Genomic DNA, 23,778 nt, shown 5'->3' on the forward strand with positions numbered 1-23,778 from the left:
TCAGTCTCCTCTCACGGCGAGGCGCTCGATCGCCGCCATGGGTACGGGCAGCCAGTCGGGGCGGTGCCGTGCCTCGTACAGCACCTCGTACACGGCCCGGTCCGTCTCATAGGCGCGGAGCAGTCCGTGCTTTGTGCGGGGGTCCCAGCCGGCGCGGGCGGCGTAGCCCGCGCAGTAGGCCTCGCGGCAGCGGCGGGCCCACTCCGGGCGCCAGGGGCGACGCTGCCGGGCGGCGTAGTCGAAGGAGCGCAGCATCCCCGCGATGTCCCGCACCGGGGAGTGGGCGCTGCGCCGTTCGGAGAGCGGCCGGGACGGCTCGCCCTCGAAGTCGATGACGAACCACTCGCGCCCGGCCCGCAGCACCTGACCGAGGTGCAGGTCGCCGTGGATGCGCTGCGCGGGCGGTCCGGGGTCGCAGCTGGTGAGGGCGGCGAACGCGGTCCGCAGTCCGGGTACGAACGGCTTCAGCGCGGGCACACAGTGCGCGGCGGCGTCCAGCCGCTCGGTCATCGCGGCCGCCGTCTGCCCGTTCTCCCCGGGCCCGCCGACGGGGAACGCCGACGCCAGCGCGAGGTGCACCTCCGCGGTGGCCGCGCCCAGCGCCCGGGCCTGGACCGTGAAGTCGTCTCCCGCGGCCAGCGCGTTCAGCCCGAGCGTCCAGCCGTCGGAGGCGTCCCGCAGATACGGCTGGAGCACACCGAGGGTGGCCTTGAACGGATGCCTGGTCTGGAACCAGGCCACGGGCGCCGGAACGCGGTGACAGCCCTGGCGGGCCAGGGCGCCCGGCACCTCCAGGTCCGGGTTGACGCCCGGCTGGATGCGCCGGAAGACCTTCAGGATGTACTCGTCTCCGTACACCAGCGAGGAGTTGGACTGCTCGGCGTCAAGCAGCCGCGGCACCAGCCCGGCGGGCACCCGCTGGTCCGGGTCGCAGTCGAAGCGCAGGGGCCCTGCGGTGCCCGGCTGCCGCAGCCGGTCCAGCAGGAGCTGGGCCGAGCGGGGGTCGTGCAGCGCGTCGTAGACCGTCAGACCGGCCAGAGACCCGTCCTGCACCCGCCCGATGAGGGCCCGCCCCAGTCGCGGCGACGGCTGCTCCCGCACGCCGAGCAGGAGCTGGTAGCAGTCTCCGGCCGGGAAACTCCCGCCGGGCGAGGGCACACCCGTGTGGCCGGCGTGACCGGCGTGGACCAGCAGATGCAGACAGCCCGGGAACAGCTCGGTCATCGACAGCAGGCCGAGCTCGGTGACGGGCCGGTCCTTGCCCGCGAACCAGCGCTGCCGGGGCAGCCAGTCGCGCAGCAGTCCGCCGAGCGACTCCATGGGCTCGGCCAGGCGCGGGAGGTCCGGGCGCAGGGATGCGGTCTTCGGCATGGTCACGCCTCCTTGTCTCGGCGCAGGCTCACAGTCGCCGGCCGATGCGGGATGCGACTCGAGTGAGCCGGAACCAGTAGAAGCCGTGGCCCCCGAGGGTCAGCAGGTACGGCAGCTCGCCGATGGCGGGGAAGCGCACCCCGCCGAACAGCTCCACCGGGTGCCGCCCCGCGAACTCACGCAGGTCGAGCTCGGTGGGCTGTGCGAACCGCGCGAAGTTGTTGACGCACAGCACCAGGTCGTCCTCGTACTCCCGCAGGAACGCCAGCACCGCGGGGTTGGAGGAAGGCAGTTCGGTGTAGGAGCCGAGTCCGAAGGCCGGGTTCTGCTTGCGGATCTCGATCATGCGGCGGGTCCAGTGCAGCAGCGACGACGGCGACGACATCGACGCCTCGACGTTGGTCACCTGATGGCCGTAGACCGGGTCCATGATCGCCGGCAGGAAGAGGCGGCCGGGGTCGGAGGTGGAGAAGCCTGCGTTGCGGTCGGGCGTCCACTGCATGGGTGTGCGGACCGCGTCCCGGTCGCCGAGCCAGATGTTGTCGCCCATGCCGATCTCGTCGCCGTAGTACAGGATCGGCGAGCCGGGCAGGGCCAGCAGCAGGGCCGTGAACAGTTCGATGGTGTGCCGGTCGTTGTCGAGCAGCGGGGCGAGCCGGCGGCGGATGCCGATGTTGGCGCGCATGCGGGGGTCCTTGGCGTACTCGGCCCACATGTAGTCGCGCTCTTCGTCGGTGACCATCTCGAGCGTGAGCTCGTCGTGGTTGCGCAGGAACATCCCCCACTGGCAGCCCGAGGGGATGGCCGGGGTCTTGGCGAGGATTTCCGACACGGGGTAGCGCGACTCCCGGCGTACGGCCATGAAGATGCGCGGCATGACCGGGAAGTGGAAGGCCATGTGGCACTCGTCGCCGCCGCTTGCGTAGTCGCCGAAGTAGTCGACGACGTCCTCGGGCCACTGGTTGGCCTCCGCCAGCAGCACGGTGTCCGGGTACTGCGCGTCGATCTCGCGGCGGACGCGTTTGAGGAAGGTGTGCGTGGCGGGCAGGTTCTCGCAGTTGGTGTCCTCGGCCGCGTAGAGATAGGGCACCGCGTCCAGCCGGAAGCCGTCGATGCCCAGGTCCAGCCAGAACTTCAGCGCGGCCAGGATCTCCTCCTGCACACGCGGGTTCTCGTAGTTGAGGTCGGGCTGGTGGGAGAAGAACCGGTGGAAGAAGTACTGGCCGCGCACCGGGTCGAAGGTCCAGTTCGAGGTCTCCGTGTCGACGAAGATGATCCGGGCGTCCGGGTAGCCCTTGTCGTCGTCGGCCCACATGTAGTAGTCGCCGTAGGGCCCGTCGGGGTCCTTGCGCGACTCCTGGAACCACGGGTGCTGGTCGCTGGTGTGGTTCATGACGAAGTCGATGATCACGCGCATGCCCCGCTGGTGGGCGGCGTCGACGAACTCCACGAAGTCGGCCAGGTCACCGAACTCCGGCAGCACGGCCGTGTAGTCCGCGACGTCGTAACCGCCGTCGCGCAGCGGCGACTTGAAGAACGGCGGCAGCCACAGGCAGTCGACGCCCAGCCACTGGAGGTAGTCGAGCTTGGAGGTGAGGCCCTTCAGGTCGCCGACTCCGTCGCCGTCGCTGTCCTGGAACGAGCGGACGAGCACCTCGTAGAAGACGGCACGCTTGAACCAGTCCGGGTCACGGTCCCTGGCGGGAGTGTCCTCGAAGGTGTCCAGCACGGGCTCGTTCACGGTCATGACGTTCCTGTCCCTCCGTTCGCGTGCGCGGCGGGCGGGGACTGGACGTGAAAGACGTGCGCGGGAGCCCGCCCCGGCTCCAACCGCACGTAGTTGGTCCTGCCCCAGTGGTAGGTCTCGCCGGTGAGCTCGTCGCGCACCGGCACCGACGCGTGCCGGTCCAGGCCGAGTTGCGGCATGTCCAGCGAGACCGTGGCCTCCTGGGTGCGGTGGGGGTCGAGGTTGGCGACCACCAGGACCACATCGGATCCGCTGCGCTTGCTGTACGCGAGGAGTGCGTCGTTGTCGGTGTGGTGGAAGCGGAGGTTCCTGAGGTGGTGCAGCGCGGGATGCTCGCGCCGGATGGTGTTGAGCCGGGTCAGCAGCGGGACGATGGTGCGGCCCTCGCGTTCGGCGTTGTCCCAGTCGCGGTGCCTGAGCTGGTACTTCTCCGAGTCCAGGTACTCCTCGCTGCCCTCCTTCAGCGGAGTGTTCTCGCACAGCTCGTAGCCGGAGTAGATGCCCCAGGTCGGCGACAGCGTCGCGGCGAGCACGGCCCGCACCTCGAAGGCGGGCCGGCCGCCGTGCTGGAGGTAGGCGTGCAGGATGTCGGGGGTGTTGGCGAAGAAGTTCGGCCGCATGTAGGAGGCGGCCTCACCCGACAGCTCGGTCAGGTACTCGGTCAGCTCCTGCTTGGTGTTGCGCCACGTGAAGTAGGTGTAGGACTGCTGGAAACCGATCTGGGCCAGCGTGTGCATCATCGCCGGCCGCGTGAACGCCTCCGCCAGGAAGATCACATCCGGGTCGGTGCGGTTGACCTCCCCGATCACCCGCTCCCAGAAGACCACCGGCTTGGTGTGCGGATTGTCCACCCGGAAGATCCGCACCCCGGCGTCCATCCAGTGCCGCAGCACCCGCACCGTCTCCGCCACCAGACCGTCCATGTCCGCGTCGAAGGCGATCGGATAGATGTCCTGGTACTTCTTCGGCGGGTTCTCCGCATAGGCGATCGTCCCGTCCGGGCGGTGGTGAAACCACTCCGGGTGCTTCTGCACCCACGGATGGTCCGGGGAGCACTGCAACGCGAAGTCCAGCGCCACCTCCATGCCCAGCTCCCGGGCCCGGGCGACGAACCGGACGAAGTCCTCCAGCGTCCCCAGATCCGGGTGCACCGCGTCGTGGCCGCCCTCCGGCGAACCGATCGCCCACGGCACACCCACATCGTCGGGGCCGGGGGAGAGGGTGTTGTTCTTGCCCTTGCGGAAGGTGGTGCCGATGGGGTGGATCGGCGGCAGGTACACCACGTCGAAACCCATCGCGGCGATCGCCGGCAACCTGCGCGCGGCGGTGCGGAAGGTGCCGTGGGGGTGCTCGCGGGTGCCCTCCGAGCGCGGGAAGAACTCGTACCAGGAGCCGTACAGGGCCCGCTCCCGCTCCACCAGCAGCGGCAGCGGATCACTGCCGGTGACCAGCTCCCGCAGCGGATACCGGGCCAGCACCGCGTCCACCTCCGGCGTCAGCGCCCCCGCCAGCCGGGAAGCCGCGGGACGGCCCTCGTCCCGCAGGATCTTTGCCGCGGCGAGCAGCACCGCGCGGCCGGCTCCCTTCGGTGTGCCGGCCGCTGCCCGTTCGAACAGTTCTGCCCCTTCTTCCAGGACCAGATCGGGGTCGATGCCCGCCGGGACCTTTATGCCCGCCGCGTGGCGCCAGGTGGCCACCGGGTCGCTCCAGGCCTCCACCCGGTACGACCAGAGGCCGACGGCGTCCGCGGTGACCTCGGCGCCCCAGCGGTCGCTGCCGGGCGCGAGTTCGCGCATCGGTGTCCAGGGACCGGGGCGGCCCTCGGGGTCCTCCAGGACGACATTGGCGGCGACCGCGTCGTGCCCCTCCCGGAACACGGTGGCGGTGACCTCGAACGACTCACCCACGACCGCCTTCGCCGGCCGGTTGCCGCCCTCCACGGCCGGGCGGACGTCCCGTACCGGGATGCGGCCGATGGCCCGGGTCCTCCTCATGGTCCTCACCTCCAGCGTGCTCGAGAGCCGGGCCGCGGGGCCCGGTTCAGGGGACGGGTGTGCGAGAAGGCCGACTACCTTCCCGCCGTGGATCTGCGCTCGGCAGCCGGGGACCTGCGGTCCACCGCCGACGGTCTGCGTCTGACCGCCGTGGCCGGACGAGGCCGTTCCTTCGGTTCCTGCACACAGGTGACGTGCTGCTCCTGCAAGCAGGTGATCTGCTGTTCCTGCAGGTACGTGACGTGGTTCGTGCGCAGGTACCGCTCGGCGGCGTCCGCCGCCTCGCGGGCACAGCGCTTGCCCATCAGCACGCAGAGCGTGTAGCCGGAGTCCTCGAACGTGGTCCGCACCGTGCGGTCGTTCGGTGCCGCGAGCATCACGCGTTCCCAGGCCCGGTAACGCCGCAACTGCCGGGCGACTTCGGCTTTGGCGGGTAGCAGCATGGCGCCGATCACCTTTCGGGGCTCGAGGGACACGGTCTCCCGACGGTCGGACGGCGGCCGTGCGCACAGCGGCACGGACCCGTAACGGCGATCGAGTTCTTCACACATGGTGCACGGGTGACGACACAGCGTCTTGTTGGGTCTTCAATCAATGGCGGGGGTGCTGGGCCGTTCGGGCGGCCCGGACCTGCTCACTTGTGCCCTCAGGCGCCTCACTTGTGCGCTCGTGTTGCACGAACGGGCTAGCACCCTCACGCTGATGGTGACTCAGAAGCGATAGGCGCTCACGTTCCGTGTTCGGGGCTCGTCCCGCAGGACCGCGGGAGCGAGAAGGAGCTGAGCTTCGCGGTGAGGAGCCGACCGATGAAGACCGCAGTGCCCTGCTACTACCACCTCGACGTGGAAGTCAGCCCGGAACGGGTGGGACAGGTCAGCCGCATTCTGGCCGCTCACCTGAAGTTCTGGGACCTGGACAACCTGGTCCAGCCCGTCTGCGGCGGTGCCGAGATGCTGCTCAACGCCATCGACGAACACGCCACGGACAAGAACACGTCGATCGAGATGTGGTGGAACGGGCAGCACCTGATCACCGCCATCGGGGACAACGACCGCGCCCTGCGCCCGGACCAGGAGCTGCGAGGCTGCCTGGAGCACCTCGCCGCCATGAGCGACGGCTGGGGCTGCTGCGCCACCGAGACCGGCAGCAAGGTCATCTGGTTCTCGCAGCGCGCCCGCGCCGGTGAACGCGTCCCGCTGGTGCCCACCGCTCCCGCCCCGCGCGAGAGCGAGGGCCTGGACGTGCCCCGCGAGGAGCAGATCGTGCAGCTGGCCGGCCCGGCCAGTACCCCGGCCGAGGTCCTGGAGGACGCCCGGTGACGCGCCGGCCGTCGAGGAAAGGGGCGTTCGCCTGGGGCGGGCGCCCCTACCCCCTGGGGGCGGAATACGACGGGGACGGCACCAACTTCGCGCTGTTCAGCGAGGTCGCCGAACGCGTCGAGCTGGTCCTCGTCGACGACGACGGCACCCACACCCAGGTGCCGCTGACCGAGGTCGACGGCTTCGTGTGGCACGGCTACCTGCCCGGCGTCGGCCCCGGCCAGCGCTACGGGTACCGCGTGCACGGGCCGTGGGCCCCGGCCGCGGGCCACCGCTGCAACCCGGCGAAACTGCTGCTCGACCCGTACGCCCGTGCGGTGGACGGGCAGATCGACAACCACCCCTCGCTCTACGAGCGCAACCCCGACGGCCCCGACCCGGCCGACAGCGCCGGGCACACCATGCTCGGCGTGGTGACCGACCCGGCCTTCGACTGGGGCGACGACGCCCGGCCCGGCCGGCCCTACGCCGACACGGTCATCTACGAGGCGCACGTCAAGGGCATGACCCGCACGCACCCCGAGGTGCCCGAGGAACTCCGGGGCACGTACGCCGGGCTGGCACACCCCGCGGTCGTCGAGCACCTGACCTCCCTCGGAATCACGGCCGTGGAGTTGATGCCGGTCCACCAGTTCGTCCACGACGGGGTGCTGCACGACCGCGGCCTGTCGAACTACTGGGGCTACAACACCATCGGCTTCTTCGCACCCCACAACGGCTACGCCGCCCACGGCACCCGCGGCGGACAGGTCGCCGAGTTCAAGCAGATGGTGAAGACCCTGCACGCCGCCGGGCTCGAAGTGATCCTCGACGTGGTCTACAACCACACCGCCGAGGGCAACGAGAGGGGCCCGACGCTGTCCTTCAGGGGCATCGACAACTCCTCCTACTACCGTCTGGTCGACGGCGACTGGGAGCACTACTACGACACCACCGGCACCGGCAACAGCCTGCTGATGCGCCACCCCTACGTCCTGCAGCTGATCATGGACTCGCTGCGGTACTGGGTGACCGAGATGCACGTCGACGGCTTCCGCTTCGACCTCGCTGCCACCCTGGCCCGCCAGTTCCACGAGGTGGACCGGCTGTCGGCGTTCTTCGACCTCATCCAGCAGGACCCGGTGATCAGCCGCGTCAAACTGATCGCCGAACCGTGGGACGTCGGCGAGGGCGGCTACCAGGTGGGGAACTTCCCGCCCCTGTGGTCGGAGTGGAACGGCATGTACCGCGACGCGGTCCGGGACTTCTGGCGCGGCGAGGACCACACCCTCGGGGAGCTCGCCTCCCGGCTGACCGGTTCCCCGGACCTGTATCGGCACAGCAGGCGCCGGCCTCGGGCCAGCGTCAACTTCGTCACCGCGCACGACGGTTTCACGCTGCGCGACCTCGTCTCGTACAACGACAAGTACAACGAGGACAACGGCGAGGACAACCAGGACGGCGAGAGCACCAACCGGTCCTGGAACTGCGGCGCCGAGGGCCCGACCCGCGACCCGGCCGTCCTCGAACTGCGCGGCCGCCAGCAGCGCAACTTCCTCGCCACGCTCCTGCTGTCCCAGGGCATCCCGATGCTCTGCCACGGCGACGAACTCGGGCGCACCCAGGGCGGCAACAACAACGCCTACTGCCAGGACAACGAGATCTCCTGGATCGACTGGCGGCTCACCGAGGAGCAGCGCGACCTCCTGGAGTTCACCCGGTACGTCATCCGGCTGCGCACGGGCCACCCCGTGCTGCGCCGGCGCCGCTTCTTCCTCGGCGAGACCCTGACCCGTGCGGACCAGCCGCTGCCCGACCTGGTGTGGCTGGCGCCGGACGCCCGCGAGATGACCGACGACGACTGGCAGCGCGGCGACGCGCACTCGGTCGGCGTCTTCCTCAACGGCGACGCGATCGCCGAACCCGATCCGCGGGGCCGCCCGGTCGTCGACGACTCGTTCCTGCTGCTCCTCAACAGTCACTGGGAGCCGGTCGGCTTCCGCCTTCCGGGCCCCTCCTACGGCGAACGCTGGCGGGCCCTCATCGACACGGCCGACCCGGAGGGCACCCCGGACGAGTCCGAGCACAAGGCCGGGACGGGCCTCACCGTCGGAGCACGCAGCCTCGTCCTGCTGTCCCGCCCGTCACGCGCGACGCGCGAGCAGGAGTGACTTGACGCCGGGCGGGCAACGACATGCGTGAGGGGGCGACGCCCGGCGGGCGTCGCCCCCTCACGCATGTCGCGCAGGACGTCAGAAGTGACCTTGCGGGGCAGCGACGAGGATCAGCGGTCGCGGCGTGCGGTCACGGTGAACTGCGCCCCGTCGTGGTCGCGCAGCACCGCCTCGTCGCTGCCCTTCGATAGGACGCTGCCCCCGTGGAGCTCGGCCGCGCGGGCACAGGCCTCGACGTCGTCGACGGAGAAGTGGACCTGCCAGTGCGGCCGGATCGCGGGGTCGGGGGCCGCCTCCAGGGCCCCGGACTCGATCCGGGCCACCACGTCCCCGCGGCTGCGCAGCACGACCTCGCCGCCCTCGTAGTGCACCTCGCAGCAGCCGGGCCGCTGGGTCGCCCACTCGAGGATCTCGCCGTAGAAGATCGCCGCGTCGAAGGCGTCCCGGGTGTGGAGCGTGATGAAGGCCGGCTGCGCGTTGCGCCAGGTCTCCCAGTCGGTGAAGAGGTCGCCCTCCCAGATGCCGAATGTCGCCCCGTCGCGGTCGGCGAGCAGCGCCGCCCGCCCCGGCGGCAGCGAGATCGGCCCCACCGCGACCGTCCCCATGCGCTCCTGCACGCGCGCGACCGCTTCGTCCGCGCTGCGCACCGCGAAGTACGGCGTCCACGCCACCGCCATCTGCCACATGGTCGCCACCCCCGCGATGCCGGCCACCGGCGAGCCGTCCACCAGTGCGATCCGGAACCGGTCGCCGAGCTTGGCCGGCCGCCACTGCCAGCCCAGCACGGCACCGTAGAACTCCTCGGTCGCCTTGACGTCGCGGCTGGTCAGGCTCACCCAGCAGGGAGCGCCGAACACGGTGTGTGATGAGACGACGTCCTTCGTGCCGGAGGAGGTGGGCATGTCGTGGTTCATGGCAGTCGCGTCCTGATCTCGTCGGCCTGGCAGCCACCGGAGGGTTGACACCAGTGTCCAACCGGAACCGCTGTGGGCGCCTGCCGAGTACCCCGGCGAGGGCGCCGAAACGGTGTCCCGCCTGGTCCGCCCCGGTGGCACCGGGCGGGCCGAGTGACGACGATGGAGGGGTCGGACACTGCGTCAAGGTACTCAAGCATCCGGTGGGACCTCCGGCGCAGCGGCGCACCGCACCCGGAGGTGACCATGCCCACGGACGGGGGCTCGGACCGGATCCTCGCACTGCAGGAAGAGGTCCAGCAGCTGAAGGAGGCGGTGGTCTCCCATGCCGTCGTGGACCAGGCGATCGGGATGGTCGTGGCGCTCGGCAGGATCTCCCCCGACCGGGGGTGGGCCGTGCTGAAGGAGGTCTCGCAGCACACCAACATCAAGCTGCGCAACGTCGCCGAACTGATCCTCGTCTGGGGGCGCACGGGCGTGATGCCCGAGGAGATCCGGTCCGTCCTGGAGGACACCCTCGACCGCGCCGGACCGACGCAGATCCCCGGATCCCCGCCGGAGGTGTGAGCCCGGCGGGGATCCGGGGAACCGGACGCCTTCGGTTCAGCGGGCCTCGGCGAGCAGCTCCTCTCGCAGATGGGCGAAGCAGCTGCTGAGCAACCGGGAGACGTGCATCTGCGAGATGCCCAGCTGGTCGGCGATGCGGCTCTGTGTCATGCCCTTGAAGAACCGCAGATACAGGATGATCCGTTCGCGCTCCGGCAGCGCCTCCAGGCAGGGCCGTACGGCCACCCGGTTGACGACGGTGTCGAAAGCCGGGTCGGGCCCGCCGATCGCGTCCCCGAGGGCGTAGCCGTCGGTTCCGGGCATCTCGGCCTCCAGCGACAGCGCGGAGAAGCACTCCAGGGCCTCCATGCCGGTGCGCACCTCACCCTCGGTGAGCTGGGCGTACTCGGCGATCTCGGCGACGCTCGGGGTGCGCCCCGGGGTGGTCTGCGACAGCTCCTTCGCCGCGTGCCGCACGCGGTTGCGCAGGTCCTGGACCCGGCGGGGTACGTGCAGCGTCCACATGTGGTCGCGGAAATGGCGCTTGATCTCGCCGGTGACCGTCGGCACCGCGTACGCCTCGAAGGCGTTGCCGCGGGCCGGGTCGTAGTGGTCGACCGCCTTCACCAGGCCGAGTGCGGCGACCTGGTACAGGTCCTCGAGTGCCTCGCCACGGCCCCGGAAGCGGACGGCGATCCGCTCGGCCATGGGCAGCCAGGCCTCGACCAGCTCGTCCCGCAGGGCCTTGCGCTCGGGACCCTCGGGCAGACGGGCGAGACGTGCGAACGCCGCCGCGGTGTCGGGAGCGTCGTCGTGGGGGTGCGTTCGGGTGCTGCCGGCGATACGCATGGTGCGCACCTCCCTGAGCAGGTGCTGAATGGGGCAGACACCGTGGGAAGCGCGGCCTCGGACATCACGGAAAAGCACCGGGAGTCCGGGCGGCCGGCTCCCCACGTACGTGCCTCCTGTCCGAAGCACTGACAATTCAGACAATACGGCATTTGGGGGATGCGGGCGCTCTCGAGTCGCCGCCCTTTCGGGCCCGTCACGCCCCACCCGACGCCGAGGCCACCGGCCCCGGGGCTGAAAACGCCCGATCTCCGGGCAGACGAGGGGCTCCCCCGGTCAGCGGAGATCGCCCGCCGGGCCGACGCGTCCGATTCCCGGGCCGGGCGAGAGGCCCCCCGGGCAGCGGAGACCCCCCGGGCTGACGTGCCCGATTCCCGGGCAGGTGAAAGGGTGCCCGGGTGGTGGAGCCCCCCTCGCGGGCCTGGTGCGCCCGATTCCCGGGCCGACGGGACCGGCCCCCGGGTCCGAGGCGCCCGATTCATCGCCGCCGCGCTGCCCGGCGGAGCCCTGATTGCCGCCCGCCCAACGTGCTCGCCGTCGCCGCGATCAACGTCCTTCAGCTCGGTCTTCATCTCCTGCCTGTCGTCCTGTCTGTGGACGACCGTCGCCGCAATCGCCCTCGGTGCTGCTGGGCCGTCCGGCCTGTTGATCTTCACTCGTGGAAGTGATGTGCGGCACGCCTGGGCAAGCGCTTTCTCCCGCTCTCTCCGGATAACCGCTGGGCACGGCTTGATCACCGATCAGAAAGGATGAACTGCCAGGCCACAGCGCATTCTGCTCATTTGACAGTGCGCTGAGACCACAGATAGGAAGCAGCTTCCAGAGGTCGAGAGGGTGCAGCGTGTACGAGCCGAACGTGGTCGGGGACTGGCAGGAGTACGACGAGCATGCCGGTCTGCGCGTCCGCGTCCACCGTCTGGAACTGGCCGAGCCGCCGCGCGGCCGGGACGACGCCGCCGACGGACTGACGTACTTCTGCCTCCGTGTGACGGTCGAGAACCGCGGCACCCGTCATCTCGGCGTGCACCTGGAGGACGGCCAGATCGACGTCCGCCTCGGTCCGGACGGGGAGAGCGCCTTCATCGACTGGCGCAACTCCCAGTTCATCGAGGGCTTCGACGTCTACCCGCTGCGCCGGGCCACCGCCGTGCTCTACGCGGCCGGCGCCGAGGCCGCTCTGAGCCTGGTGGACGTCCAGGTGCAGTTGCGCGTCGAGGAGGAGTGGACCGACCGCCGGCTGTGGTCGGGCGGCATCGGCGCGCACGAGGGAGCCGTCGGAGGTCAGCAGGGCGCGGTGCGGGACAGTCTGGCGCACCAGGTGAGCGTCTTCCTGCGGGATCAGGCGGAGGAAGGCACCGCCTGATCCGGCGTCAGGGCATGGGAACCGGCCACTGCCCGGGTCGCCCGGGCCGTCGCGCGGGTCAGTGCGGGATGCCGTCGATGATCTCGCGGGCACCCTGACGCAGCAGGGCCACGGCGACCGACGTGCCGAGGGTGGCCGGGTCGAGCCGGCCCGCCCACTCGTGGGCGTTGAGGCGCGTCTTGCCGTCCGGGGTGAACACACAGGCTCGCAGGGACAGTTCGCCACTGCGGTCCACCTGCGCGAACCCGGCGATGGGGCTGTTGCAGTGCCCCTGGAGCACATGCAGGAACATCCGCTCGGCGGTGGTCTCCCGGTGGGTGTCCGGGTCGCCGAGGCCGCTCACCGCGTCGATCAGCGCGGCGTCGTCCTCACGGCACTGCAACGCCAGTACCCCCGCGCCGATGGGCGGCATCATCGTCTCGGTCGAGAGGATCTCGCTGATGACGTCCTCGCGGCCGATGCGCTCCAGGCCGGAGACCGCGAGCAGCAGCGCGTCCGCCTCCCCGGCGGCCAGCTTCGCGAGCCGCTTGTTGGCGTTGCCCCGGAACGGCACGCACTCCAGGTGCGGGTGCGTGGCGGCCAGCTGCGCGACGCGGCGCACCGAGGAGGTGCCGATCCGGGTCCCGGCGGGCAGCTCGTCCAGGGTGAGCCCGCCCGGGTGGATCAGGGCGTCGCGGATGTCGTCCCGCTTGAGGAACGCGGCGAACACCGTGCCCGCCGGGAGCGGCCGGTCGGCCGGCACGTCCTTCACACAGTGCACGGCGAGATCGGCCTCGCCGGCCAGCAGCGCCGCGTCGACCTCCTTGGTGAACGCGCCCTTGCCCTCGACCTGGGACAGATCTCCCATCCACTTGTCGCCGGTGGTCTTCACCGGCACGACCTCGGTGCGCACTCCGGGATGGGCGGTGGCCAACTCGGTCCGGACGCGCTCCACCTGGGCGAGCGCCATGGGGGAGTCACGGGAGACGATGCGAATCAGTTCGGGGACGGACATGCGGACACGATAGACCCTCTCGTGGGCGTGTTCGTGCCGTACCTCCCCCGACTGCCGGGAGACGTACGTCAGTTCGGGACGAGTGGATCTCCCCGCGAGGCGGCGCCGCCTGGCGGCGTGGCGGGCGGCCGCACGAGCCCGCCCCGGCCGGGGGCCCGGCCGGGGCCCGCGCGTCAGGCGTACGGGTCGAAGGAGATGCCGGAGGGCTTGGCCTTCGCGAGGTGGTTGGCGAAGTCGCCGTCCTTCAGGCCGAAGTGGGCGCTGCCGAAGTCGTACGACGTGAGCTTGTCGCGCACCCCGGCCGGGTAGCCGTTCCAGCCGACCAGCGCCGGGTACTGCCAGGTGCGCTTGTGGTTCTCCGGCGGCTCGTCGTTCGTGTTCGCGGCGCGGAAGCAGTGCGTGCTGATGCCGTCCTTGTGGTAGACGATCTTCGCGTGCGTGCCGTCGAAGCGGATCGCGGACGCCGCGTGCACGGTGAACGACCCGTGGTTGGACGTCGACACGTACTTGACCTGGTTGTCCTGCACGAACACCGCGACGTGCTCGAAGTCGTGCCGGTGGCCGCCGATGCCGCTGCCGGGCAGGGCCTGGTCCTTCTCGAAGTAGAGGGCGTACAGGATGGCGCACCAGCCGTTGTTGCACTTGGACCGCGCGTAGCCGTTGGTGTTGTCGAGGTCCGAGGCGTCCCGGCAGTTGCCGTTCAGGGCGCCGCTCGGTTTCAGACCGCCGTTCACCGTGCCGTCCGGGCCGATCGCCGGCGTGGAGTAGCAGCCGTCGGTGTCGTAGTCGTAGGCGGGCTGGTACGTCTGCTCCAGCGGGTCCGCGTGGGCGGGCAGCGCCGACGGTGGTGCCGCGAAGGCCGTGGCGGGGGCCGCGAGGACGAGGGCGGCGGCACCGACCGCTCCGGTGAGCCATCTCCTGCTGTGGCGGGCGAACGTGCGTGACGACACTGCGTCCTCCTTGGTCCGGGCGCAGCCCAACGGCTGTGGGGGAAAGGGGGGTTCAGCTTCCAGGCTGAACGCGTCCATGCCAAGAGGGGTGGAGGATCTCCGCAGTGAATCGCAGCCCAACAGTGGGAGATCGGCCGTCGTTTCAGGCCATGTCGTCCGGGAGGTCGGCCGCCGCGTCCTCGGGAGCCAGATCGGGGCGGAGCCGCAGCCAGGACGGCTGCCTCAGCAACCCCTCCCGGGTGCGGGTGCTGTAGCGGACCTCACCGACCAGGCGGGGGACCACCCAGTGCGCTCCCGGGGCGCGGGGAGCGGGGTCGAAGGGGCAGACACCCGTCGCGGCGGCCTCCAGCAGCCCGGCGAGTTCCGTGCGTTCGGCCTCGCTCCAGCCCGTGCCCACGCTGCCGACGTAGCGCAGCCGGCCCGCGGCGCGCTGGCCGACCAGCACCGCGCCCGGCAGGCCGGTGAGCCGTCCCTTGCCGGGCTGCCAGCCGCCGATCAGGACGTCCTCGGTGCGCATGTTGCGGATCTTGATCCAGGCCCGGGAGCGGATCCCCGGTTCGTACACGGAGTCCAGCCGCTTGCAGACCAGGCCCTCCAGGCCGTGCTCCCGGGTGGCGCGCAGGGCCTCGGCCCCGTGGCCGACGAGTGCCCGCGGCGTCGACCAGGAGGGCCCGGTGAGGGCGAGGTCCTCCAGCGCGGCGCGGCGTCGTGCGTAGGGGAGGCGCAGGAGGGAGTGGCTCTCCAGGTGCATCAGGTCGAACAGCACGAGGTGGACGGGGACCTCCGCCGCCCGCCGGGCGGCCCTGGCGGGTGCGTGGGCCAGGCCCATCCGGGACTGCAGCAACTGGAAGCTCGCGCGGCCCTCGGCGTCCAGGGCCATGACCTCGCCGTCCAGAACGGCGGGGGTCGTGCCGAGGGCGGTGCCCAGCGGCCGGAGTTCGGGGTAGGCGGCGGTGATGTCGTCTCCGGAGCGGGCGCGCAGCAGCACGGTGCCGTCCCCGGGCAGATAGACCACCACCCGCTGCCCGTCCTGCTTGGTCTCGTAGGCCCAGCGCGCGTCCTGCGCGGCGGGCGGCAGGGTGCCGGAGGTGGCGAGCATGGGCGGGATCAGCGGCAGGTCCACGGGTCAGGTGTCGACGAACCGGCGGGCCCTCACGCATGTTCTCCGGCTGTTTCCCCTGAACGGCGCCGACGAGATCGAGCGTGCGCTCATCCGCATCACCTACCTGAGCGCCCGCGCGCCGCCACGACCGGCTGACGGCCCTGGCGGGCGTCCCCCTGGACCGCGGTCAGCGTGCGGCGGGGTCAAGCGGATACGCCCGCACGGCTGCCGCCGATCCCGGGGACGCCGGTTCGCGCAGACCGCACAGCAGCAGGCGGCCGAGTGCGGGCACCCAGCAGCCACTGCGCCTGCCCGCGCCCACCGACCCGCGGCTGGCAGCCGTCTGCGCGCTCGTGCACGCCGACCCGGCCGACGTCCGCACCCTCGCCGAGCTCGGCGCCGCGACCGGGGTGGGGGAGCGGACCCTCAGCCGGCTCTTCCGCGCGGAGTTCGGCATGTCATACCCGCAGTGGCGCACACAGTCGCGGCTCTACCACGCTTTGCGGATGCTCGCCGACGGCCTGCCCGTCACGACAGTCGCCCACCGCTGCGGCTGGTCCTCCGCGAGCGCCTTCATCGACGTCTTCCGCCGCTCCTTCGGCTACACACCGGGCAGACATCACGGGCACACACGGGGCCCGGTGGACTGACCTCGCTACCGACCAGTAATAATGCGCGGCAGGCCTTCAGAGGAGGAACCGTGCCCCGGTCCGAACGCTCACCCCTGCTGCTCGCCGGCCTGCTGGCCACCGCGGGCGTCGCCCACTTCGCCAGTCCCCGCCCGTTCGACGCCACGATCCCGCGCGGCCTGCCCGGCACGCCCAGGGCCTGGACCTACGCGAGCGGCGCCGCCGAACTCGCGCTGGCCGCCGGTCTGGCGCTGCCCCGCACCCGCAAGGCCGCCGCCCTCGCCACGGCGGCCTTCTTCGTCGGGGTGTTCCCCGCCAACGTCAAGATGGCCGCCGACTGGCGCCACCGCCCCACCCCGCAGAAGGCCGCCGCCTTCGGACGCCTGCCCCTGCAGGTGCCCCTCGTGCTCTGGGCCCGCGGCGTCGCCCGCAACGCGGAGGGCAGGCCGTGACCGCGCGCGTGGAGCCCGGGGACAAGGCCGACGACTTCGCCCTGCCCGACGAGACCGGCACCGTGCGCAGCCTGTCCGGGCTGCTCGCCGAGGGACCCGTCGTGCTCTTCTTCTACCCGGCCGCCCTCACCCCGGGCTGCACCGCCCAGGCCTGCCACTTCCGCGATCTCGCGGCCGAGTTCGCCGCCGTCGGAGCGCGCCCCGTCGGCATCAGCGGCGACGCCGTGGAACGGCAGCAGGAGTTCGCCGGCCGGCACGGCCTCGGCATGCCGCTGCTGTCCGACGCCGACGGTACGGTCCGTGAGCGGTTCGGCGTGAAGCGCGGCTTCTCACTGGCGCCCACCAAGCGCACCACCTTCGTCATCGCGCAGGACGGCACCGTCCTCGACGTCGTCCGCAGCGAACTGCGCATGAACGCGCACGCCGACCGGGCCCTCACCGCCCTGCGCTCCCACCGGGCCTGACACCGTCGCGCGCACGACGGCGACCACGGCCCGCCGGTCACCGCTGCCCGCACCCTCGCCCAGGTCCCGCAGGCCCCGGCATGGGAAGGCGGCCGCCGCCGCTCACTCCCCGGCCGCGTCCGACGCGACCTGGGCGAGGGTGCGGCCGGACTTGGCCGAGCGGGCGCGGCGCGGATCGGGAGCCCCGTGCGGACGGGCCGCGTCCCCGGACCGCTTCACGAGCAGCCAGGCCTCCTCGCCGTCACCGCTCCGGCCGCCGCGGAACCGGGTCAGGGCGTACTCGCCGTGCAGCTTGGCACCGCTCAGCCGGAACGTGGCGTGCCCGCGCTCCAGCGACTCGGCGAAGTCGACGGGCCGGCCCTGGCGGTCATGGCTCAACGGCTCGTACGTGCCGTGGTCCCAGACGATCACCGTGCCACCGCCGTACTCGCCGCCCGGGATCACGCCCTCGAACTGCTCGTACTCCAGCGGATGGTCCTCCGTGGGCACGGCCAGCCGCTTGTCCTTCGGGTCCGCCGAGGGGCCCTTGGGGATCGACCAGGACTTCAGCACGTCGCCCACCTGGAGCCGGAAGTCGAAGTGCATCGTGCTCGCGTCATGGATCTGCACCACGAACCGGGGCGCGCCCCCGGCCGAGGCACTGCGTCCCCGGGGCTCGCCGGTCCGGTCGAAGTCGCGTTTGCCGCGGTAATCCCGCAGCCGGTCCCGCTCGGCCACCTGCGGCTCCTTCCTGTCTCGCGCGCCCCGGGTACCCGTCAGAATTCCTCGTGCACCTCGGGGTCGCCGCCCACCCGCCGGTGCGCCCGGTCGGCCACGGCCCGCATCTCGTCCTCGCTCAGCTCGAAACCGAACACGTCGAGGTTGGCGCGCTGCCGCTCGGGGTTGGCCGACTTCGGGATCGGCACCGCGCCCAGCTGCGTGTGCCAGCGCAGCACGGCCTGCCCCGGCGACACCCCGTGCGTCTCGGCGATCCGCGCCAGAGCGGGATCCTCCAGCAGGTCGGTGCCCCGCCCCAGCGGGCTCCAGCTCTCGGTGACAATGCCCTTGCCCGCGTGGAAGGCACGCAGATCGTCCTGCGGCAGCAGCGGGTGCAGCTCGATCTGGTTGACGGAGGGCAGCACCCCGGTCTCCTCCTCCAGCCGCTCGATGTGCCCGGCCGTGAAGTTGGAGACGCCGATCGACCGCACGAGCCCCTCCTCGCGCAGCTTGATCATGGCCTTCCACGAGTCGACGTACCGGTCCACACGCGGCAGCGGCCAGTGGATCAGGTACAGGTCGACGTACTCCAGGCCGAGGCGGGCCCGGGACGCCTCGAAGGAGGCGAGGGTCTCCTCGTAGCCGTGGTGCCGGCCCGGGAGCTTCGTCGTGACGACGACGTCCTCGCGCGGCACCACCCCGGAGGCCACACCGCGGCCGACCCCCGTCTCGTTGCGGTAGTTCGTCGCCGTGTCGATCAGGCGGTAGCCCGCCTCCAGGGCCGACAGGACCGCCTGCTGCGCCTGGTCGTCGCCGAGCGGCCAGGTGCCGAGGCCCAGGGCGGGGAGCGTCGTACCGTCGTTGAGCGTGTGCGTCGGGATGCTGATCACCGTCGGGCCTTCCCGTTGACTGTGCGTGCGGCTGTGTCGTCCCTCCAGCGTCACGGATAGGGGGAGCAATGATCAACCGGACAGGCGGGGGACAAAGACGGCGGACGGCGTGGACAGCGCCGAGGACCTGAACGACGCCGGCATCATCTACGCCGTCATGTCCCTGCGCAGGGTCCCCGTTCCCGAGGGCCTGCACCGCACCCACTCCGTCCTCGCCGACTGCCTGCCCGAGGACGACTCGCTGCCCGCGGTCATCCCCGCCGAGCGCTCGCGCGGTTGCCGCGACGCGTTGCGCGCCGACGGCGGCGGTGTTCCCGTACCCGGTGGACACGGGGCTCGCTCTCTGCACGGTCGACGGGAGGGCGCTGTTCCGGAACACCGTGATCCGCGAGTTCAGGGTGCAGGACGGGAGCGCCGCCTGGTCACCGCTGCCCCGAGAACCGCATGAGGCAGCGGCGGCACTCCTGATGGTCGCCCCAGGCGGAGATCGCTGTCACGATCTCCGGGGAAGGCAGGACCACGACCAGCGGAGTGTTCATGACGACGGACAGCGGGACGACCGACGAGGCGGCGCGGGCGGCCGGGGTGGAGGTGGAACCGGTGGCGGGGTACATCGGGGCGGAGATCGGCGGTGTAGACCTGGCCGCGGACCTCGACGACGCCGTGGTCGCCGCCATCAGGGCCGCCGTGCTGCGGTGGAAGGTGGTGTTCTTCCGGGGGCAGCGGCTGGACCACGCCGGGCACGTGGCGCTGGCGCGGCGGTTCGGGGAGCCGGTGGTGCTGCCGCGGCGGGGCAAGGCCTCGCCCCCCGACGTCCCCGAGGTCGAGACGACCGCCGACCGGCTGGAACTGGGCGGGCGGTTCGGGATGGAGCACGACGAGTGGCTGCGCCGGCGCCGACACACGCTGCTGCGCGGCTGGCACTGCGACCACGGCGCCCGCGTCGACCCGCCCGCCGCGACGATCCTGCGCGCCGAGACCGTACCGCCCTACGGCGGCGACACCACCTGGGCGAACCTGGCGGCGGCGTACGCCGGACTCTCCGCGCCGCTGCGGCAGTTCGTCGACGGACTGCGCGCCGAGCACCGGCTCGGCGTCGGCTACCAGCCACGGCCCGGCGACGACGCGTACCTCCGGCACCTGCTGGAGAGGCAGGTCGCCTCCCGGCACCCGCTGGTGCGCGTCCACCCCGAAACCGGAGAGCGGATCCTCTACGTCAACGGCTACTACGTCGAGCAGATCGCCGGCCTCTCCCGGCCCGAGAGCGCCGCGATCCTGGAGATGCTGCTGGAGCAGGCGGTCCGGCCCGAGTACACCGTCCGGTTCCGCTGGGAGGCGGGCAGCGTGGCGTTCTGGGACAACCGCGCCACCATGCACCTCGCCCCCGGCGACACCGCCCACCTCGACCATCCCAGGATCATGCACCGCGTGATGCTCGCCGGGGACGTACCGGTCGGGGTGGACGGCACACCGTCGGAGCCGATCACGGGGACCGAGCCGGGCCGCTGGTGACCCGGGGGACGCCGCGCGTCGCGGTCGGGCCAGGCGTGACGGAACCCGGCCGTGGTGCCGAGGGATCCCGTGCGCGGCGCTCGGCTTCGACGGTCCGGCTAAGCGCCCGGCCGCCATCCCAGGGCCGGCCCCAGCTTCGTCGCCATGTCGGTGAGGATCTGTACGTAGTCATCGTGCTCGAAGGAGAAGGGCAGGGCGAACGCCACCTCGTCCACTTCCCGGAACGCGGCGTGTTCCCGCAGCCGTTCCGCGATCTCCGCCGAGGTCCCGACCAGGTCCGGCGCGAACAACAGCCGCGCCGGGCCCTGCGGTGACGCCGTGCGGGGAGTGCGCTGCGCGGCGTACTCCTCGTACCGGGCGCGCTGCCCGGGCGAGGCCGAGTCCGTGGGGATGACGACCAGGCCCTGCGAGACGCGGGCGGCTTCACCGTCGGGGTGGGCGGCCCGGAAGGCGCGGATCTGGGCGAGCTGGATCTGCGCGAAGTCGTAGGGCCCCTCGGGCTCTTCGGCCTTCACGACGCTGCTGGTGAGGAGGTTCATGCCGTGCTCGCCGGCCCATCGGGCCGACCGCAAACTGCCACCGCCGTACCAGAGGCGCCGGCCCAGGCCGGGGGAGTGCGGCTGCACCCGGTCCGAGAAGACCTCGAAGCCCTCGACGCCGCTGAAGTCCGTCGCCGGTTCGCCCCGCACGAAGTCCAGCAGCCGCTCGACCCGCCCGTAGCCGAAGTCCTCGGCGTCGGCCGTGTCCGGATAGAGCGCCCCCTTGACCTGGTCGAAGTGCAGGGGAGGGCCCACGCTCACGCCGGGGTTGAGACGTCCGCCCGACAGCAGGTCCACGGTGGCGAGGTCCTCGGCCAGCCGCAGCGGGTTCTCCCAGCCGAGTGGGATCACCGCCGTGCCGAGTGCGATACGGCGCGTGCGCTGGGACGCCGCCGACAGGACCGCGACCGGCGAGGAGATGCCGTACTGCAGATGCCGGTGCCGCACCCACGCACTGTCGAAGCCGAGCCTCTCGCCCAGCTCGATGATCTCCAGGGTGGACTCGTGGCCCCGGCGCGGATCGGCCGGGTCGAACAGTCCGATGGTCAGGAAACCCAGCGTGCGCAGCGGTCGTGGGGTCGGTGGCACGACCCCTCCAGCATGGAACATGCGATGGCGTACGACGATGCCAACCCGGCTGCGGTCCTCGCTGTTCCCTGCCGCCGGGCCGGTGCCCGCCCGGCCCGGTCAGCGCAGCGGGATCGTCACCTCGTCCTCGACCGGCGGGTCGATCTCCTGGGCGCGGTTGCCGGTCGCCGCGTGGCAGCGCAGCCGGACCGCCTCGGGGGAGACGTCCAGGCGCAGGAAGCACTTGAAGAACGGCGGGTCGTACGTCGCCGAGCTCGGCGAGAACAGCGACGTGTAGATCTTCCGCACCGGCAGCCGGAAGCGCCTGGCCCGGTCGGGGCGGCGCCCGGTGCCGAGCAGCCCGGCGACCAGGCGGACGCGCCGGGTGAGACGGGCCGGGGCGCCCGGGGCGCGGGTGGGCTTGATACCGAGCCGCTCCGCGATCACGGCCATCGCCTCGGCCTCGGTGAGCGTGAAGAAACGGCGCATCCGCAGCCGGCGGCCGTAGAGGCGGCTGTAGAAGGCCAGCGAGTCGCCGCGCAGCGGGTAGCAGCGGAAGTCCTGCTCGGTGACGCCCGCGACGTCGACGCGCGGGATCGTGTGGGTGGCGTGCATGAACGCGCCGCCCCCGCCCGCGACGACGTACTGGAGCGTGCGGCCGTCGTCCAGCCGCACCGGGTAGCGCTGGTAGTTATGGATGTCGCCGCCGATCGCCGCCACGTAGTGGTGGCCGGGGTCGCGGACGATGTCGTCGACGGTGCCGCCCCCCTCGATCGCGCACGGCTCGCGCCGGCCGTCCACGTACAGCGGTGAGCCGGTGACCAGGATCTTCGGGCGTGGCCCCCGGGACACCTCGCGCAGCCAGGCGCCCTGCTCGGCGTCGAGGGTGCCGAGCAGCCCTGTGTCGATGCCGATGATCCGCAGCGGGCCGGCGTCGATCGCCCAGTACGGGCCCGGCTGGACGGCCTGCTGTTCGGGCGCGTCCCGCAGCTTCCGTGCCTCCGGCAGACCTTGTCCCTCGTCCGGGCGCGGCCGGTGCCACAGCAGCGACCGCAGCCACGCCCGGGTGAGGGGGCGCGGCCGGGGTCCGGGCGGCAGGGGCGGGGCGTCGTCGCAGAAGACGCGCATGAAACCGCCGAGGCCCTCGTACCAGTCGTGGTTGCCGGGTATCGCGTAGATCGGCGCCCGATAGTCCCGGTAGGGGCGGAAGAACTTGGTGCCGTAGTCGTCCGCGCTGCCCACCGGGTAGATCACGTCACTGGCCAGCACGGCGAAGCTGGTGCCCTGACCGGTCTTCAGAAGGCCCGGCACGACGGCGTACTGGGGGTCGTCGCCCTCGCCGGTGTCGCCGATGACCAGGAACGAGAACCGGTCCGGATCGTCGCGGCGAATCACCTTGTCGGCCGGTGTGCCGGAGGCCGCCCGCTGCGCCACCCACCGGCTGCGCGTCCGGCCGGTGGGGTCCCCGAACCAGGAGGCCAGCACGCCGTTGCGGGCGACCCACAGCATCTTCGGGTTCAGCCAGGAGATCTTCTCGGCCGTCGGCGGCATCAACTGACGGTATGCGCCCCGTTCGCTGGTGCCCCAGCCGGCGCCTTCGGCGGTATCGCGTGAGGAGTCGGACACCGGTGCACCGTAACAATCGGTCCAGGTCCCGTCCGCAGGCGGGCCGCTCACGGCCTGCGTGCGGAGGTGACCGACGACCGCCGCGAAGGGCGATGCCGGGCCGCCGAGTTGGCGTCCGGCGCGTCCGGCCGGAGTGCCGGTGACCGCTCGCTCAGCAGCCCGTCTTCCGCCACTGCGCGTCGAGCAGCGAGCGCACGAGGCACCGCAGCCTCAGCGCCCCTCCCGGACAGGCCACCCGATAGTCCGCCAACTCGTGTCGGCGGGGAGCCGATCGAGGTCAGAACGTGCGCTTCAGCAGGTCCAGCAGCGCCGACCAGTGCCGCTCGTCGCCCTCCTGGTGGTACGCCGCGGTGTCGGCCTGCGTGAAGCCGTGCGGCGCGCCCGCGTACACCTCGCACCGGTGGCGCACGCCCGCCGCCGTCAGGGCCTGCTCCAGGCGCTCGATCTGCTCCTCGGGCAGGGAGTGGTCCTGGTCGGCGTGGCCGAAGTACAGCTCGGCGGTGACCTCGCCGGCCACCAGGTGGGGACTGTCCGGGGTGTCCGTGGCCAGCTGCCCGCCGTGGAAGCCGGCCGCGGCCGCGACCCGGTCCGGGTAGGTGCCCGCGGTCAGCAGCGAGAGGCGGGCGCCCATGCAGTAGCCGGTCACCGCGACCGGGCCGTCGGCCACCGCCGGCGACTCGGCCAGCCACCGCAGATACGCCCCGGCGTCCCGCATCGCCCGCTCGTTCGTCAGTTCCCGCATGGCCGGCCCGATGCGCCCGAATATCTCCGGACGCGCTCCCGGGTCGATGAACTCGGGAAGGTCGAACAGCGGTGCGCGACCGTGCCGGTGGAACACGTTGGGCACCAGCACCGCGTACCCCTCGGCGGCGAGCCGGTCGGCCATGGACCGCAGCTGCGGACGCAGCCCGAAGGCGTCCATGAAGAGCAGGACCGCCGGGTGGGCGGCCCCGTCGGCCGGGTGGGCCAGATACGCGTCGGCGGTGCCGTCCCCGGTGGGGATGTCGACGGCGGTTCCCTGGACGGCGGTCATGGCTGAGCTGCCTCTCTGCGGGGGCGGGGGCGCGACCCGTCCGCGTGACCGGGCGGATCACGGGCATC

General features: G+C 71.8%; 21 protein-coding genes and 2 pseudogenes. 9 read left to right on the forward strand and 14 right to left on the reverse strand.

Annotated features, from left to right (window positions below; all coding sequences use genetic code 11):
• From ACFZDI_RS09100 to ACFZDI_RS09115, 4 genes are all read right to left on the reverse strand, one after another.
• Positions 1 to 1,371: a maltokinase gene (locus ACFZDI_RS09100; protein ID WP_391248872.1), complete on the reverse strand. Its 1,371-nt coding sequence runs from the start codon at positions 1,369 to 1,371 to the stop codon at positions 1 to 3.
• 28 nt (positions 1,372 to 1,399) lie between these two features.
• Positions 1,400 to 3,118, reverse strand: coding sequence for a maltose alpha-D-glucosyltransferase (gene treS, locus ACFZDI_RS09105; RefSeq protein ID WP_234850550.1), 1,719 nt, complete (start codon positions 3,116 to 3,118; stop codon positions 1,400 to 1,402).
• A complete protein-coding gene (locus ACFZDI_RS09110; RefSeq protein ID WP_391248875.1) occupies positions 3,115 to 5,112 on the reverse strand; it encodes a maltotransferase domain-containing protein in 1,998 nt (665 codons plus the stop codon). Before ACFZDI_RS09110 ends, treS begins: the two co-directional genes overlap by 4 nt.
• A 74-nt stretch (positions 5,113 to 5,186) precedes the next feature.
• Positions 5,187 to 5,555, reverse strand: a complete 369-nt coding sequence (locus tag ACFZDI_RS09115) for a DUF5133 domain-containing protein (RefSeq protein ID WP_234849574.1) — start codon at positions 5,553 to 5,555, stop codon at positions 5,187 to 5,189.
• A 363-nt stretch (positions 5,556 to 5,918) separates the two neighbouring features.
• On the opposite strand from ACFZDI_RS09115, the gene ACFZDI_RS09120 reads away from it, so the two are divergent.
• On the forward strand, positions 5,919 to 6,431 hold the full coding sequence (locus ACFZDI_RS09120) for a pep a2 (protein ID WP_234849572.1): 513 nt from the start codon (positions 5,919 to 5,921) through the stop codon (positions 6,429 to 6,431).
• Complete coding sequence (gene glgX, locus ACFZDI_RS09125; protein WP_391248877.1) at positions 6,428 to 8,581, forward strand: glycogen debranching protein GlgX; 2,154 nt, start codon at positions 6,428 to 6,430, stop codon at positions 8,579 to 8,581. The genes ACFZDI_RS09120 and glgX overlap by 4 nt, the downstream gene beginning before the upstream one ends.
• Positions 8,582 to 8,694: 113 nt before the next feature.
• On the opposite strand, the gene ACFZDI_RS09130 is transcribed toward glgX, so the two are convergent.
• Complete coding sequence (locus ACFZDI_RS09130) at positions 8,695 to 9,498, reverse strand: VOC family protein (protein WP_391248879.1); 804 nt, start codon at positions 9,496 to 9,498, stop codon at positions 8,695 to 8,697.
• A gap of 246 nt (positions 9,499 to 9,744) precedes the next feature.
• Here ACFZDI_RS09130 and ACFZDI_RS09135 point away from each other — a divergent pair, with 246 nt between their 5' ends.
• Positions 9,745 to 10,065 (forward strand): ANTAR domain-containing protein, encoded by a 321-nt coding sequence (locus ACFZDI_RS09135; RefSeq protein ID WP_391248881.1) that lies wholly within the window; start codon positions 9,745 to 9,747, stop codon positions 10,063 to 10,065.
• Between the two features lie 36 nt (positions 10,066 to 10,101).
• Here the strand turns inward: ACFZDI_RS09135 and ACFZDI_RS09140 are convergent, their stop codons facing one another.
• Positions 10,102 to 10,893 carry an RNA polymerase sigma factor SigF gene (locus ACFZDI_RS09140; protein ID WP_234849568.1) on the reverse strand — a complete coding sequence of 264 codons (792 nt, stop codon included), beginning with the start codon at positions 10,891 to 10,893 and terminating at the stop codon, positions 10,102 to 10,104.
• A gap of 841 nt (positions 10,894 to 11,734) precedes the next feature.
• On the opposite strand from ACFZDI_RS09140, the gene ACFZDI_RS09145 reads away from it, so the two are divergent.
• Positions 11,735 to 12,256 (forward strand): hypothetical protein, encoded by a 522-nt coding sequence (locus tag ACFZDI_RS09145; protein ID WP_234849567.1) that lies wholly within the window; start codon positions 11,735 to 11,737, stop codon positions 12,254 to 12,256.
• A gap of 58 nt (positions 12,257 to 12,314) precedes the next feature.
• On the opposite strand, the gene hemC is transcribed toward ACFZDI_RS09145, so the two are convergent.
• From hemC to ligD, 3 genes are all read right to left on the reverse strand, one after another.
• Complete coding sequence (hemC, locus tag ACFZDI_RS09150) at positions 12,315 to 13,250, reverse strand: hydroxymethylbilane synthase (RefSeq protein WP_234849566.1); 936 nt, start codon at positions 13,248 to 13,250, stop codon at positions 12,315 to 12,317.
• A 173-nt stretch (positions 13,251 to 13,423) separates the two neighbouring features.
• Complete coding sequence (locus ACFZDI_RS09155) at positions 13,424 to 14,200, reverse strand: NPP1 family protein (protein WP_391248885.1); 777 nt, start codon at positions 14,198 to 14,200, stop codon at positions 13,424 to 13,426.
• Between the two features lie 142 nt (positions 14,201 to 14,342).
• Positions 14,343 to 15,323 (reverse strand): non-homologous end-joining DNA ligase, encoded by a 981-nt coding sequence (gene ligD, locus ACFZDI_RS09160; protein WP_391248886.1) that lies wholly within the window; start codon positions 15,321 to 15,323, stop codon positions 14,343 to 14,345.
• A gap of 263 nt (positions 15,324 to 15,586) precedes the next feature.
• Between ligD and ACFZDI_RS09165 the strand changes: the two are divergent.
• The 3 genes and pseudogenes from ACFZDI_RS09165 to ACFZDI_RS09175 form a co-directional block, all read left to right on the forward strand.
• A pseudogene (locus ACFZDI_RS09165) lies at positions 15,587 to 15,952 on the forward strand (helix-turn-helix transcriptional regulator); the annotation flags it as partial.
• A gap of 50 nt (positions 15,953 to 16,002) precedes the next feature.
• Positions 16,003 to 16,383, forward strand: a complete 381-nt coding sequence (locus ACFZDI_RS09170) for a DoxX family protein (RefSeq protein WP_391248888.1) — start codon at positions 16,003 to 16,005, stop codon at positions 16,381 to 16,383.
• A complete protein-coding gene (locus ACFZDI_RS09175) occupies positions 16,380 to 16,847 on the forward strand; it encodes a peroxiredoxin (protein ID WP_308287518.1) in 468 nt (155 codons plus the stop codon). The genes ACFZDI_RS09170 and ACFZDI_RS09175 overlap by 4 nt, the downstream gene beginning before the upstream one ends.
• 102 nt (positions 16,848 to 16,949) lie before the next feature.
• On the opposite strand, the gene ACFZDI_RS09180 is transcribed toward ACFZDI_RS09175, so the two are convergent.
• Positions 16,950 to 17,564, reverse strand: coding sequence for a DNA polymerase ligase N-terminal domain-containing protein (locus ACFZDI_RS09180; RefSeq protein ID WP_234849562.1), 615 nt, complete (start codon positions 17,562 to 17,564; stop codon positions 16,950 to 16,952).
• 38 nt (positions 17,565 to 17,602) lie between these two features.
• Positions 17,603 to 18,433, reverse strand: coding sequence for an aldo/keto reductase (locus ACFZDI_RS09185; RefSeq protein WP_391248891.1), 831 nt, complete (start codon positions 18,431 to 18,433; stop codon positions 17,603 to 17,605).
• Positions 18,434 to 18,497: 64 nt separating this feature from the next.
• Here ACFZDI_RS09185 and ACFZDI_RS09190 point away from each other — a divergent pair.
• A pseudogene (locus ACFZDI_RS09190) lies at positions 18,498 to 18,749 on the forward strand (transcriptional regulator); the annotation flags it as partial.
• A 221-nt stretch (positions 18,750 to 18,970) separates the two neighbouring features.
• Entirely contained in the window at positions 18,971 to 19,945 is a 975-nt protein-coding gene (locus tag ACFZDI_RS09195; RefSeq protein ID WP_391248893.1) for a TauD/TfdA family dioxygenase, read from the forward strand.
• Positions 19,946 to 20,043: 98 nt separating this feature from the next.
• Here the strand turns inward: ACFZDI_RS09195 and ACFZDI_RS09200 are convergent, their stop codons facing one another.
• From ACFZDI_RS09200 to ACFZDI_RS09210, 3 genes are all read right to left on the reverse strand, one after another.
• Positions 20,044 to 21,072, reverse strand: coding sequence for an LLM class flavin-dependent oxidoreductase (locus ACFZDI_RS09200; protein ID WP_391248895.1), 1,029 nt, complete (start codon positions 21,070 to 21,072; stop codon positions 20,044 to 20,046).
• Between the two features lie 99 nt (positions 21,073 to 21,171).
• Positions 21,172 to 22,677, reverse strand: a complete 1,506-nt coding sequence (locus ACFZDI_RS09205; protein WP_391248897.1) for a metallophosphoesterase — start codon at positions 22,675 to 22,677, stop codon at positions 21,172 to 21,174.
• 277 nt (positions 22,678 to 22,954) lie between these two features.
• Positions 22,955 to 23,710 (reverse strand): dienelactone hydrolase family protein, encoded by a 756-nt coding sequence (locus tag ACFZDI_RS09210; RefSeq protein WP_391248899.1) that lies wholly within the window; start codon positions 23,708 to 23,710, stop codon positions 22,955 to 22,957.
• Positions 23,711 to 23,778: the final 68 nt, after the last annotated feature.

It is taken from the genome of Streptomyces sp. NPDC007907 (genome assembly GCF_042959365.1).
In the GTDB taxonomy this organism is placed as follows: Bacteria; Actinomycetota; Actinomycetes; order Streptomycetales; family Streptomycetaceae; genus Streptomyces; species Streptomyces indiaensis.

Excerpts from the sequence above, each read along its gene's own strand:
- ACFZDI_RS09100 (WP_391248872.1), bottom strand. The coding sequence starts at position 1,371 with ATGCCGAAGACCGCATCCCTGCGCCCGGACCTCCCGCGCCTGGCCGAG.
- treS (WP_234850550.1), bottom strand. The coding sequence starts at position 3,118 with ATGACCGTGAACGAGCCCGTGCTGGACACCTTCGAGGACACTCCCGCC.
- ACFZDI_RS09110 (WP_391248875.1), bottom strand. The coding sequence starts at position 5,112 with ATGAGGAGGACCCGGGCCATCGGCCGCATCCCGGTACGGGACGTCCGC.
- ACFZDI_RS09115 (WP_234849574.1), bottom strand. The coding sequence starts at position 5,555 with ATGCTGCTACCCGCCAAAGCCGAAGTCGCCCGGCAGTTGCGGCGTTAC.
- ACFZDI_RS09120 (WP_234849572.1), top strand. The coding sequence starts at position 5,919 with ATGAAGACCGCAGTGCCCTGCTACTACCACCTCGACGTGGAAGTCAGC.
- ACFZDI_RS09130 (WP_391248879.1), bottom strand. The coding sequence starts at position 9,498 with ATGAACCACGACATGCCCACCTCCTCCGGCACGAAGGACGTCGTCTCA.
- ACFZDI_RS09135 (WP_391248881.1), top strand. The coding sequence starts at position 9,745 with ATGCCCACGGACGGGGGCTCGGACCGGATCCTCGCACTGCAGGAAGAG.
- ACFZDI_RS09140 (WP_234849568.1), bottom strand. The coding sequence starts at position 10,893 with ATGCGTATCGCCGGCAGCACCCGAACGCACCCCCACGACGACGCTCCC.
- hemC (WP_234849566.1), bottom strand. The coding sequence starts at position 13,250 with ATGTCCGTCCCCGAACTGATTCGCATCGTCTCCCGTGACTCCCCCATG.
- ACFZDI_RS09195 (WP_391248893.1), top strand. The coding sequence starts at position 18,971 with ATGACGACGGACAGCGGGACGACCGACGAGGCGGCGCGGGCGGCCGGG.
- ACFZDI_RS09210 (WP_391248899.1), bottom strand. The coding sequence starts at position 23,710 with ATGACCGCCGTCCAGGGAACCGCCGTCGACATCCCCACCGGGGACGGC.